Origin of the sequence: Cognatishimia activa (genome assembly GCF_001458335.1) — a bacterium.
Lineage (GTDB): Bacteria > Pseudomonadota > Alphaproteobacteria > Rhodobacterales > Rhodobacteraceae > Cognatishimia > Cognatishimia activa.
The window spans coordinates 1-461 of the sequence record NZ_CYTO01000021.1; the positions used below are offsets into that span (position 1 = coordinate 1).

The 461-nt window shown below is 54.0% G+C and carries 1 protein-coding gene; it reads left to right on the forward strand.

Features of this window, described 5'->3' with window-relative positions; all coding sequences use genetic code 11:
* The coding region (locus tag TA5113_RS11185) for a flagellin family protein (protein WP_503089901.1) at positions 1-461 on the forward strand (461 nt) is incomplete at both ends.

Here is a 461-nt window from a genome sequence, read left to right on the forward strand (position 1 = left end):
GAGACCATGAAAGGCGATAGCGGCATGTTCAAGGCCATCAATGAAGGCCTAACATCCACCAAAAACTCTGTTGCGACCGCGCGTTTGGGTGCTGAAACAGTAAAAGACCTCGCGTCTGACTTCTCTGAGCGCGTGGCCTTTGCCCAGGGTCAAGGCATTGACTTGTCTGAAGTTCAAGCCGAGCTCGACTCTTTGGTTGATCAGATCGGAGCGGCGATCGACCAAGCAACCTTCAATGGCGAAGATCTTGTATCTGGTGCCGCGGCGACACAAACCGTTGTAACTGGTGTGACTCGTTCTGGCGGTACCTTCGCTGCGACGACAATCACATTCCAGTCCGTTGATCTGGGTGCAATTCAGACTGCGCTTGATGCAATTGATCTGACAACGTCCACCGACTTGGCTGCCGATCTGGCAACGGCGGAAACGCAGTTGGGCAATGCAATCTCAGCAGCGACCTC